Origin of the sequence: Methylobacterium crusticola (assembly GCF_003574465.1) — a bacterium.
Taxonomy (GTDB): Bacteria; Pseudomonadota; Alphaproteobacteria; order Rhizobiales; family Beijerinckiaceae; genus Methylobacterium; species Methylobacterium crusticola.
In genome coordinates, this window is the sequence record NZ_QOWC01000113.1 from 17098 (window position 1) to 27825 (window position 10728).

11 protein-coding genes and 1 pseudogene are annotated in these 10728 nt (G+C 75.4%); 6 read left to right on the forward strand and 6 right to left on the reverse strand.

Going from position 1 to position 10728, the window contains the following annotated elements; translation table 11 throughout:
- Positions 1–17: 17 nt before the first annotated feature.
- The 3 genes from DT057_RS23315 to DT057_RS23325 all read left to right on the forward strand — a co-directional run bounded on the left by DT057_RS23315 (position 18) and on the right by DT057_RS23325 (position 2076).
- Positions 18–1346, forward strand: coding sequence for an NAD(P)/FAD-dependent oxidoreductase (locus tag DT057_RS23315; protein WP_128564492.1), 1329 nt, complete (start codon positions 18–20; stop codon positions 1344–1346).
- 115 nt (positions 1347–1461) lie between these two features.
- The gene (locus DT057_RS23320; RefSeq protein ID WP_128564493.1) at positions 1462–1779 is read left to right on the forward strand and encodes an EthD family reductase; all 318 of its coding nucleotides are present in this window, start codon (positions 1462–1464) and stop codon (positions 1777–1779) included.
- Positions 1780–1794: 15 nt separating this feature from the next.
- Positions 1795–2076: a hypothetical protein gene (locus DT057_RS23325; protein ID WP_128564494.1), complete on the forward strand. Its 282-nt coding sequence runs from the start codon at positions 1795–1797 to the stop codon at positions 2074–2076.
- A gap of 103 nt (positions 2077–2179) precedes the next feature.
- On the opposite strand, the gene DT057_RS23330 is transcribed toward DT057_RS23325, so the two are convergent.
- The 3 genes from DT057_RS23330 to DT057_RS23340 all read right to left on the reverse strand — a co-directional run bounded on the left by DT057_RS23330 (position 2180) and on the right by DT057_RS23340 (position 3946).
- Positions 2180–2788 (reverse strand): hypothetical protein, encoded by a 609-nt coding sequence (locus DT057_RS23330; RefSeq protein ID WP_128564495.1) that lies wholly within the window; start codon positions 2786–2788, stop codon positions 2180–2182.
- A gap of 336 nt (positions 2789–3124) precedes the next feature.
- Positions 3125–3355, reverse strand: coding sequence for a DUF6894 family protein (locus DT057_RS23335; protein WP_128564504.1), 231 nt, complete (start codon positions 3353–3355; stop codon positions 3125–3127).
- Between the two features lie 228 nt (positions 3356–3583).
- The gene (locus DT057_RS23340; RefSeq protein WP_162501481.1) at positions 3584–3946 is read right to left on the reverse strand and encodes a hypothetical protein; all 363 of its coding nucleotides are present in this window, start codon (positions 3944–3946) and stop codon (positions 3584–3586) included.
- Positions 3947–4168: 222 nt separating this feature from the next.
- Here DT057_RS23340 and aptA point away from each other — a divergent pair, with 222 nt between their 5' ends.
- Positions 4169–5527: an omega-aminotransferase AptA gene (gene aptA / locus DT057_RS23345; RefSeq protein ID WP_128564497.1), complete on the forward strand. Its 1359-nt coding sequence runs from the start codon at positions 4169–4171 to the stop codon at positions 5525–5527.
- Between the two features lie 184 nt (positions 5528–5711).
- Entirely contained in the window at positions 5712–7388 is a 1677-nt protein-coding gene (locus DT057_RS23350) for a formate--tetrahydrofolate ligase (protein WP_128564498.1), read from the forward strand.
- Between the two features lie 9 nt (positions 7389–7397).
- Here DT057_RS23350 and DT057_RS23355 read toward each other — a convergent pair whose 3' ends face one another.
- Genes DT057_RS23355 through tsaD form a run of 3 tightly spaced genes read right to left on the reverse strand, consistent with a single transcriptional unit; the run spans position 7398 to position 10323 of the window.
- On the reverse strand, positions 7398–8399 hold the full coding sequence (locus DT057_RS23355) for an NAD(P)H-dependent glycerol-3-phosphate dehydrogenase (RefSeq protein ID WP_128564499.1): 1002 nt from the start codon (positions 8397–8399) through the stop codon (positions 7398–7400).
- Positions 8396–9280, reverse strand: a complete 885-nt coding sequence (locus DT057_RS23360) for a GNAT family N-acetyltransferase (RefSeq protein WP_128564500.1) — start codon at positions 9278–9280, stop codon at positions 8396–8398. Before DT057_RS23360 ends, DT057_RS23355 begins: the two co-directional genes overlap by 4 nt.
- Complete coding sequence (gene tsaD, locus DT057_RS23365) at positions 9277–10323, reverse strand: tRNA (adenosine(37)-N6)-threonylcarbamoyltransferase complex transferase subunit TsaD (protein ID WP_128564505.1); 1047 nt, start codon at positions 10321–10323, stop codon at positions 9277–9279. The genes DT057_RS23360 and tsaD overlap by 4 nt, the downstream gene beginning before the upstream one ends.
- A 119-nt stretch (positions 10324–10442) precedes the next feature.
- On the opposite strand from tsaD, the pseudogene DT057_RS23370 reads away from it, so the two are divergent.
- Positions 10443–10728 (forward strand): annotated as a pseudogene (locus DT057_RS23370) (uroporphyrinogen-III synthase); the annotation flags it as partial.

Genomic DNA, 10728 nt, shown 5'->3' on the forward strand with positions numbered 1-10728 from the left:
GTCGGGGGAGGGGCGCCGTGGCGAGCGAGACCGGGACGGGAGCGCACAGGATCGTGGTGGTGGGCGGGGGCGCGGCGGGGCTCCAGCTCGCCACCAAGCTCGGCGACCGCTACGGACGGCGCGGCGAGGCCGAGGTCACCCTGGTCGACCGCTCGCGCACCCACATCTGGAAGCCGCTCCTGCACGAGGTCGCGGCCGGGTCGATGGATGTCGGCCACCACGCGGTCGACTACCTGCACCACGCCCACGCGCACCATTTCCGCTACCGGATCGGCCAGATGACCGGCCTCGAGCGGGCCGCCCGCACGATCCAGCTCGCGGCCAGCCACGACGCGGAGGGGCGCGAGGTCACGCCCGAGCGCCGGATCCCCTACGACACGCTCGTGATCGCGGTCGGCAGCGCCAGCAACGATTTCGGCACGCCCGGCGTGCAGCAGCACGCCATCGCCCTCGACACGCCCGACCAGGCCGAGCGCTTCCACCGGCGCCTCGTCAACGCGATGATCCGGGCCCATTCCCAGGCCGGCCCGGTGCGCTCCGGCCAGCTCCACGTCGCGGTGATCGGGGCCGGCGCCACCGGCACCGAGCTCGTGGCCGAGCTGCACCGCACCACCCGGCAGGTCGCCGCCACCGGCCTCGACCGGATCGACCCCGAGAAGGACCTGAAGCTGACGCTGATCGAGGCGGCCGACCGGATCCTGCCGGCCGTGCCCGAGAGGCTGGCGCAGGACGTGATGGCGCTCCTCGCCGGGATCGGCGTCGACGTCCTGACCCGGGCCCGGGTGACCGAGGTGCGGCCCGACGGGGTGCAGCTCGCCGACGGCCGCTTCGTGGTCTCCGAGCTGGTGGTCTGGGCCGCGGGCGTGCGGGCGCCGGACTTCCTGCGCGACCTCGACGGGCTGGAGAGCGCCCGCAACAACCAGCTCGCCGTCACCCCGACCCTCCAGACCACCCGCGACCCCGACGTGTTCGCGATCGGCGACTGCGCCCACCTCGTCGATCCGGGCACCCGGGCGCCGGTGCCGCCCCGGGCCCAGGCGGCCCACCAGCAGGCCACGCACCTCCTGCGCCAGATGCCGAACCGCCTCGCCGGCCGCCCCCTTGCGCCGTTCCGCTACCGCGACTTCGGCTCCCTCGTCTCCCTCGGCGAGTACACCACCGTGGGCAACCTGATGGGGTTCATCCGGGGCAAGAACGTCTTCATCGCCGGCCTGTTCGCCCGCATGATGTACCAGTCGCTCTACAAGATGCACCAGCAGGCGCTGCACGGCACCTGGAAGGTCGCCCTCGACACCGCGGCCCGCGCGCTCACCCGCCACACGGTGCCGCGGATCAAGCTGCACTGAGCCGCGCCGCGGGCGGGGCCCCCCCGCGTCGCCGCGGCCGAGTTGCGCCGCCGGCGGAACGGTGCTCTCTCTTGCCGGCGGGCCGGCCACGAGCCCCTGGGAGGACCCTACCGCCATGATCCTGGTCAGCGTGATGTATCCGGGCGGCGCCGACGCGGCGGCCTTCGACCTCGACTACTACCTGAAGCGCCACATGCCGCTCGTGCGCGAGCGCTGGTCCTCGATGGGCCTCGAGAAGGCCGAGGTCGTGCGCGCGAGCGGCACCCCGGACGGCAGCCCGGCGCCCTTCCAGGTGATGGCGCTCCTCACCTTCCGGTCGCTCGAGGACTTCAAGAAGGCCGGCGCGCAGCACGGCAAGGAAATCTTCGGCGACATCCCGAACTTCTTCAAGGGCCAGCCCGTCGTGCAGATCAACGAGCCGCAGAGCTTCTGACCGCGATCCCCGGCGATGATCGACATCGTCAAGATCCTGCGCGAGCAGCACCCGGACCTCGGCCCCTACGTCATCGCCCTGCGCGAGCGGTCGGGGCTGGTGGCGCCGGAGGCGCCCGGGACGTTCGCCGACGAGGTCCGGGACTGGTCCGCCGCCGAGGCGCCGAGCGCGGCCCTGAGCCTTCGGAGCGTGACCTACGCCCCCTTTCCGGGGCTGCCGGAGGAGACCCGGACCCTCGGCGTCGTCGCCTTCGCGAACGCGGCCGACCTCGCCCGCTTCGCCACGCGCTGGACCTGAGCGGGGGAGCGGTCCCTCCTCTCGGGTCCGCCGCGGCGCGTCCCGTCGCTCGGCCGCCCCGGGGGCGATCGTGGGCGGATGCTGCGGCGGCGGCGGGGCGCGCCTACCGCACCCGCTCGGCGACGTCGCGCGGGCGGGCCTCCGTGCCCGCCGCCATGTGCAGCACGAGCGTCGCCGCCAGTTCGAGGCACAGCACCACCAGGATGCCGGCGAGGAGCGCGATGATCGCCGTCTGGCCGCGGGGGCTGAGGCCGATCACCAGCTGCGGGGGCGTCTCGGAGGGGGACGGCACGGGGGGCGGGACCGGCGCCTCGCGCGCGGCGAGCGGCGCGGCGGGAGGCGGCGGGATGGGCTCCGGGGCCGCGTCGAGGCGCTCGAAGGCCGGCCGGTAGCCGCCCACCGGCACGCTGATGCGGACGACGATCCCGTCCCCGTGCCGGGCATAGGCCTCCTCGAGGGCGCGCCGGAGCCGCCCCGCCTCGACCCTGACGCTCGGATCGAGGCTCGGGTCGAAGTCGGAGCCGCGGCCGAGGGCCTGTGTGGCGATGGTGTAGGCCTTGATGGTGAGGCCGCGCCCGGCGAGCTCCTCCTCGACCACGAACCGCAGGAAGCGCGCGAGCTTGGGCGAGCGCACGAACGGCGGCGTCCGCAGCAGGTGGTCCAGTGCCTCCGTGAGCCGTGCCGCCGGAACATCACCCTCTGGTGCGGACATCAGCATCCTTCCCACCCGGCGATCAGGAGACTGATGCCCCAGCCTCCGCGCCGTACTCCCGGCAACCCTGCGGGCCACGATCTGCCGCGGCCCGCCAACACTCCTGGTGAGTATAACGACAGGATCGGCGGAGGGCAGCGCCTTTTTGCGCAATCCGCCGCGCCTCCCGGCGACGCGCTCTCCTGTGGAGACGCACCCGGCCCGCCCGCGACAGCACGGCGAGATCGATGCCGCCGCCGCGGGATCGTGGCCCGCGGCCGCACGGCCGGCCGATCGACCGGCCGGCAGCAACGACAGCCGGCGCCGCACGGCCGCGCCGACCCTGCGGGACCCGCCTCACCCCGGCTGGGGCGGGAACGGCACCGAGAACAGGAGGGTGCGGGCCTCGTCGCGCACCTCAACGCGCCAGAGCCGCCAGTCGATCCGCGTCGCCTCGGGCCCGTTCATGGTCTCGGCGATGAGCGTGCGCGCCTGATCGTGGGCCTCGCCGAGATCGCGGCAGTCGAGACCCGCCTCGTCCGGCACGCTCTGCGTGGAGTCCAGGATGTCGAAGAAGAAGCGAGGCACAGGAATCACGACTCGAAGCTTTGGCGCGGCACGAACGGGCGCCGAGTCGCAGTTCCGACAGCCGGCACAGGGCGGACCAGCGTTGTCCCTTGATCGGCCGCTCGGCTTGTCAAGCCATAACGGAGCCCCCATGCCAAGGTTCCGTCCGAATGCGCTCGTGCGTGGAGACGAGGACGGCGCAAGTCCCCCGCGAGCAAGCAGAGACCGGGAACATCTGGCAATCCGGGCTCACGGGCTCTCCCGGCCGGGGGCGCCCCGCCAGGAGGGCTGCCGGTCGGGGGCGGTCAGGGTGTCGCGGGAGGCCGGCGGGTGGGCCGGCCCGGGACCGGCGATCGCGGCCCGCAGGCCGCCCTCGAGCAGGCGTCGGGCCTCCGCGGCGCCCGCCTGGACCGCCTGCTGCACCGCCTGGGCGCGAGCCTCCTCGGGCAGGGCCCCGAGGGTCCGGCGGACCACCACGTCCGCCGCGCCCGCGGCGCCGGCCGCCGGCGCGGAAGCGGGCGCCGGCCCGGCGTCCTCCCCCGATCCGAGGCGCAGCGGCGAGAGGTAGTAGACGGCGCCGACCACCAGCGCGGCCCGCAGCAGGAAGGCCATCATCCGCTCCCCCGGGAGGAACCACCTCGAAGGCCGCCATGCTGGCCCGGGACGCGTGAAGGCTCCCTGTGCGACGCGGGACCCGGGCGGGGCGATCTGCCGACATGCCTAACGGGCCGGGCGCCGCGGGGCGCGTCTTGGGGGCCGGGCGCCGCGGACCGGTTTTTGCGTCGCCGCGGCGCGCCTGCTAACGTCGGGGGCGTCCACAATCAGGAGACCATGATGTCGACGAGCCCGGCGGCGAGCCTGCGGGCGGCCAACGACGTGCTGGCCCCGAACGACCTCGAGGCTTGGTGGCTGCCCTTCACGGCCAACCGCTCCTTCAAGCGCCGGCCCCGCATGGTCGCGCGCGCCAAGGACATGCACTACTACACGCCGGACGGCCGGGCGGTGCTCGACGGCGTCGCCGGCCTGTGGTGCTGCAACGCCGGGCACAACCGCGACGCCATCGTGTCGGCGATCCAGGCCCAGGCGGCGGAGCTCGACTACTCGCCGGCCTTCCAGTTCGGCCATGCCGGCGGCTTCGCGCTGGCGTCGCGCCTCGCCGCGATGGCGCCGGGCGACCTCGACCACGTCTTCTTCTGCAACTCCGGCTCGGAGGCGGTGGACACCGCCCTCAAGGTCGCCCTGGCCTACTGGAACGTCAGCGGCCAGGGCAGCCGCACCCGGCTGATCGGGCGCGAGCGCGGCTACCACGGCGTCGGCTTCGGGGGCATCTCGGTCGGCGGCATCGTCACCAACCGCAAGCATTTCGGCACCCTGCTCGCCGGCGTCGACCACCTGCCCCACACCTACTCGCGCGAGCACCAGGCCTTCTCGACCGGCGAGCCCGAGTGGGGTGCCCACCTCGCCGACGACCTCGAGCGCATCGTCACCCTGCACGACGCCTCGACGGTCGCGGCCGTGATCGTGGAGCCCATGGCGGGCTCGACCGGAGTGCTGCCGCCGCCGAAGGGCTACCTCCAGCGCCTGCGCCAGATCTGCGACCGCCACGGCATCCTGCTGATCTTCGACGAGGTCATCTCGGGGTTCGGCCGCCTCGGCCACGCCTTCGCGGCCGAGCGCTACGGCGTCACCCCGGACATCATCACCTTCGCCAAGGCGGTGAACTCGGGCACGGTGCCGATGGGCGGCATCCTGGTGTCGAGCCGCATCCACGACGCCTTCATGAAGGGCCCGGAGCAGACGATCGAGCTGTTCCACGGCTACACCTATTCGGGGCACCCGCTGGCCTGCGCGGCGGCGCTCGCCACCCTCGACCTCTACCGCGACGAGGACCTGTTCGCCCGCACCCGCCGGCTCGAGCCGGCCTTCGGCGCGGCGATGATGTCCCTGCGCGGGCTGCCGAACGTGCTCGACATCCGCACCCTCGGCCTCGTCGGGGCGATCGACCTCGCCTCCCGGCCGGACGCGGCGGGCGCCCGCGCCTTCGAGGCGATGGACCGGGCCTTCCAGGAGCACGGGCTGATGATCCGCATCACCGGCGAGACCCTGGCGGTCACGCCGCCCCTGATCATCAGCGAGGACCAGATCGGCGAACTCGTGGACAAGCTCGGCCGGGTGATCCGGGCGGTCGCCTGACCGCGTGATCCGGGCGGTCGCCCGACCGCCCGCGCCCGGCGGCGCGGACGCCCGCGGCGTTCAATTTTTCTGAGCCGCCGGCTCAACCGATTTAGTCTGTTCGAATTCCGCGGCTTGCGCCTAGGATGAGCGCGGACGCACGCCGCGTCCCCGTCGCCCCCACGTCACGACACGATCGGGTTCCATGCCGACCGACATCGAGATCGCCCGCGCGGCCACCCTGCAGCCGATCACCGCGATTGCCGAGCGGATCGGCATCCCGGAGGACGCCCTCCACTCCTACGGGCGCCACATCGCCAAGATCGACCACGCCCATATCCGCGCCCTGGAGGCCCGGCCCGAGGGCAGGCTCGTCCTCGTGACGGCGATCAGCCCGACCCCGGCGGGCGAGGGCAAGACCACCACGACGGTCGGCCTCGGCGACGCCCTCAACCGCATCGGCCGCCGGACCGTGATCTGCCTGCGCGAGCCCTCGCTGGGGCCGTGCTTCGGCATGAAGGGCGGGGCGGCCGGGGGCGGTCGGGCCCAGGTCGTGCCCATGGAGGCGATCAACCTCCACTTCACGGGCGACTTCCACGCCATCACGGCGGCCCACAGCCTCGCGGCGGCGCTGATCGACAACCACCTCTACTGGGGCAACGCCCTCGACATCGACTCGCGCCGGATCGCCTGGCGCCGCGTGGTCGACATGAACGACCGGGCCCTGCGCGGCATCACCCAGAGCCTGGGCGGGGTCGCCAACGGCTATCCCCGGGAGGACGGCTTCGACATCACGGTGGCCTCCGAGGTGATGGCGGTGTTCTGCCTCGCCCGCGACCTCGCGGACCTCGAGGAGCGCCTCGGCCGCATCGTGGTGGCGGAGACCCGCGCCCGCGCGCCCGTCACCCTGGCCGACCTCAAGGCGACGGGCGCCATGACGGTGCTGCTCAAGGACGCGCTCCAGCCCAATCTGGTCCAGACCCTCGAGGGCAGCCCGGCGCTGATCCACGGCGGCCCCTTCGCCAACATCGCGCACGGCTGCAACTCGGTGATCGCCACGCGGGCCGGCCTGCGCCTGGGCGACTACGCGGTGACGGAGGCTGGCTTCGGGGCCGATCTCGGGGCCGAGAAGTTCTTCGACATCAAGTGCCGGCAGGCGGGGCTCAGCCCCTCGGCGGTGGTGATCGTCGCGACGGTCCGGGCGCTCAAGATGCACGGGGGCGTCGAGAAGAAGGCGCTCGGCACCGAGAACGTCGCCGCCCTCGAGGCGGGGTTCGCGAACCTCGCCCGCCACGTCGAGAACGTGCGCCGCTTCGGCGCGCCGGTGGTGGTGGCGGTCAACCACTTCCACGCCGACACCGAGGCCGAGCACGCCGCCCTGAAGGCCCTGTGCGCCGACCGCCTCGACGTCGAGGCGATCACCTGCCGCCACTGGGCCGAGGGCGCCGCCGGGGCCGAGGCGCTGGCCCGCGCCGTGGCGGCCCTCGCCGACGGCACGCCGCGCCGGACGCCGCGCTTCGCCTACCCGGAGGAGGCGCCCCTCGCCGACAAGATCCGCACGATCGCGCGGACGCTCTACGGGGCGGCGGACATCCAGGTGGAGTCGAAGGCCGCCGCCAAGCTCGCGCAGTTCGAGGCGAACGGCCACAGGCACCTGCCGGTCTGCATGGCCAAGACCCAGTACTCGTTCTCGACCGATCCGAGCCTGATCGGGGCCCCGAGCGGGCACGTCGTGGCGGTGCGGGACGTGCGCCTCTCCGCCGGCGCCGGCTTCGTGGTGGCGATCTGCGGGGAGATCATGACCATGCCGGGCCTGCCGAAGGTGCCGGCCGCCGAGGGCATCCACCTCGACGCGGACGGGCGGATCGAGGGGCTGTTCTGACCTCCCGCCTCAGCCCTCGTCCTCGGCGCGCAGGGGCCGGCTGAGCAGGCCCGCGATGGCGTCGTCGAGGCGCAGGCGCCCGGACACCAGCCCGGCGACCGCCTCGGCCACCGGCATCTCGACCCCGCGCCGCTGCGCCAGGCCGACGAGGGCGGGCGCCGTCAGGGCCCCCTCGGCGAGCCGGCCGCCGGCCGCCTCCCCGGGGCTCGCCCCGCGCCCGAGGCGCTCGCCGAAGGCGAAGTTGCGCGACTGGGCCGAGGCGGCCGTGAGCACGAGGTCGCCGAGGCCCGACAGGCCCATCAGGGTCTCGGCCCGCGCCCCGCAGGCGCGGGCGAAGCGCATCAGTTCGGCGAAGCTGCGGGCGACCAGGGCCGCGCGGGCGCTCTCGCCGAGGCCCCGGCCGATGGCGGCCCCGCACGCGATGGCGAGCACGTTCTTGGCCGCGCCGCCGATCTCGACGCCCCGGGGGTCGGTGCCGTGGTAGACCCGGAAGCTCGGGCCCGACAGGGCGGCGGCGAGGTCCGCCGCGAGGGCGCCCTGGACGCACGCGAGGGTGACGGCGGTGGGCAGGCCGCGGGCGACGTCGGCCGCGAAGCTCGGGCCCGACAGGACCGCGACCGGCGCGCCGGGCGCGGCCTGCGCGGCGACGTCGGTCAGGAAGGCGTCGGTGCCCCGCTCGATGCCCTTGGCGCAGAGCACCAGCGGCGCCCCGGGGCGCAGGTGCGGGCGCAGGGCCGCGAGGACGCCGCGCAGGGTCTGGGCCGGGGTCACGACGAGCACCGCCTCCGCCGCCCCGAGCAGCGCCGCCTCGGCGGTGGGCCGGATGCCCGGATGCAGCGGCACGCCCGGGAGGTGACGGGCGTTCTCGCGGGTGCGCGCCATGTCGGCCGCGGCCTCGGGGTCGCGCATCCAGAGCACGACCGGGCGCGGGGCCGCGGCGCCGGCCGCGTTGGCGAGCGCCGTGCCCCAGGCGCCCCCGCCGATCACCGCGAGCGGGCCCACCGCGCTCACGCTCCGGCCTCCCCGGCGAGGTCGGCCGCGGCGATGCGGTAGAGCACGTGGGGGCGCAGCGGGTCGCCCTCCCCCAGCGCCGGGTGCGGGAACACGCCCGCCTCGCGCATCCCGAGGCGCTCCATCACCCGGCGCGAGGGCTGGTTGAGCAGCGCGGTGTAGGCCACCACCTCGGCGAGGCCGCAGCGGCCGAACGCGTCCGCGAGCGCGAGGCGGGCGCCCCGCACCGCGAGGCCGCGGCCCCAGGCGGCCGCGGCGAGGCGCCAGCCGATCTCCACCACCGGCCCCCCGGCCGCCGTGAAGGGCAGCGGGCGGGCCGGGCGCCAGCAGCCGACGAAGCCGACGAAGCCCTCGGGCGCCTCGACGGCCCAGGGCCCGAAGCCGTCCCGCTCGAAGCGGCGGTCGAGGGCGCGGGCCTCGGCCAGGCTCTCGGGCCGGGTCTTCACGGCCGGGAAGTAGCGCATCACCGCGGGGTCGGCGCACAGCGCCGCGAAGGGCGCGTCGTCGGCGCGGCGCCAGCGGCGCAGGGTGAAGCCGTCGCCCGCGAGCGCCGCGGGCGGGGGTGGGACCGGGGCCTTGCGGCGCCACAGGAGCGAGCGGTCGTTCATGGCTCGCAGGTCCGCCCGCCCGGCCAGCACCGCCTCGCCGAGGCTCAGCGCGGCGGCGAGGCGCTCGGGCGGCATGTTGGCCCAGGCCGGCGGGGCGACGCTCTCGCGCCAGGGTCCCCCGCAGGCATTGTCGAGCAGGATGCGGGCGAAGCAGTGGTTGCGCGAGACCGGCCAGCCCGGGTTCCGGGCCGCGGCCGCCGGGAGCCGGTCGTCCACCAGGGCCCGCCAGCGCCGCTGCTGGGCGTCGGCCTCGGCCCGCCGGGCGGGGCTCATCCGGCGCCGGCCGGGGCCAGCGCGAAGGGCCAGCGCGGCCGGGCCGGGGCGGTGAGATCGTCGACGAGGCCGAGGCGCAGGCGCTCGATCCCGGCCCAGGCGATCATGGCGCCGTTGTCCCCGCAGAGCGGCAGCGGCGGCGCCACGAGGGGCAGCCCCGCCTCGCCGGCCTGCTGGGCGAGCGCCCGCCGCAGCGCCCCGTTCGCCGCGACGCCCCCCGCCGCCACGAGGGCGGTCGGGTGGCCGGCGACGTCCCCGAAGGCCCGCAGGGCCACCCGCACCCGGTCGACCACCACGTCGACCACCGCCGCCTGGAAGCCCGCGCATAGGTCGGCGACGTCCTGGCCCGTCAGGGGGGCGATGCGCTCGGCCTCGATGCGCAGGGCCGTCTTGAGGCCGGAGAGGGAGAAGTTCGGCTCGCGCCGGCCGAGCATCGGGCGCGGCAGGGCGAAGCGCTCGGGGTTGCCGCTCTCGGCGGCGTGCTCGACCTCGGGCCCGCCCGGATAGGCGAGGCCCAGGAGCTTGGCCACCTTGTCGAAGGCCTCCCCGATGGCGTCGTCGATGGTGGTGCCGAGGCGGACGTAGTCGCCGACGGCCTTCACGGCGACGAGCTGGGTGTGGCCGCCGGAGGCCAGCAGCAGCAGGTACGGGAAGCCGACGCCGTCGGTCATCCGGGCCGTCAGGGCGTGGGCCTCCAGGTGGTTGACGGCGAGGAGGGGCTTGCGGGTGACGAGGGCCAGGGTCTTGGCCGTGACGAGGCCGACCAGCACCCCGCCGATCAGGCCCGGGCCCGCCGCGACCGCGATGCCGTCGAGGTCGCCGAAGTCCAGGGAGGCCTGGTCGAGGGCGCGCGCGATCAGGCGGTCGAGCACCTCGACGTGGGCGCGGGCGGCGATCTCCGGCACCACGCCCCCGTAGGCGGCGTGCTCGGCGATCTGGCTCAGGACCTCGTTCGCCCGGATGATCCCGCGCCCGTCCTCCGCCGCCGTCACGATGGCGGCGGCGGTCTCGTCGCAGGTGGTCTCGATGCCCAGGACGTGCATGGCGTTGGCGGTCACTCTCGCGAGGGGCCCCCCGGGAGGGGGATGGCGCGCAGGTCCGCGGCCGGTATGGTGGCCTCCAGATAACCCGGCGGCGCGGGGCCGGGGAAGGGGGAGGCGGCGTGACCGGCATCGGCGAGGCGCAGGCGGCGGGCGGGCCGGGGGGAGACGCTCCCCTGCGGGTCTGGGTCGCGCGGCCGCTCCCGGCCGGGGCGCGGACCGCCGGGCGCCTCGCCGCCCTCGGCCACGCGCCGCTCCTCGCCCCCGTCCTCGACCTCGCCCCGAGCGGCGCGCCGCCGCCCGAGGGGGCCTTCCACGGCCTGGTCCTGACGAGCGCCAACGCGGTCCCGGCCCTCGCGGCGGCGGGCTACGGCGCGCTCCCCGCCTACTGCGTCGGCGCCCGGACCG